Source organism: Candidatus Bandiella numerosa, from assembly GCF_021811875.1.
GTDB classification, from domain to species: Bacteria; Pseudomonadota; Alphaproteobacteria; order Rickettsiales; family Midichloriaceae; genus Aquirickettsia; species Aquirickettsia numerosa_A.
Genome location: NZ_JAJBJD010000245.1, coordinates 1 through 255 on the forward strand (window position 1 = coordinate 1; position 255 = coordinate 255).

Consider the following 255-nt stretch of genomic DNA (forward strand, 5'->3'; position numbering starts at 1 on the left):
TTTGCAGATTTCGAAATATAATGACTAAGCTGAAGATATGGGATGTGTTGCTGAAAGAGGTGAACGAGCAGTTGACAGAACACGGCCTAAAGGTAGAGAAGTCGCAAGGAGCAATAGTTGATGCTACGATAATAGAATCAGCCGCCCGCCCTAAAAAGATGTTAAAGGCAGTAGAGGTTGATAGAGAAGAAGGTAGTTGTCCTGTTTTTGAGGTTGAGGGATCAGAAATATTGTCTCAAGATCCAGATGCTAGGT

1 pseudogene is annotated in these 255 nt (G+C 42.4%); it reads left to right on the forward strand.

The features are described from left to right. Positions 1-20: 20 nt before the first annotated feature. Positions 21-255: pseudogene (locus tag L8D11_RS05540) on the forward strand (hypothetical protein); the annotation flags it as partial.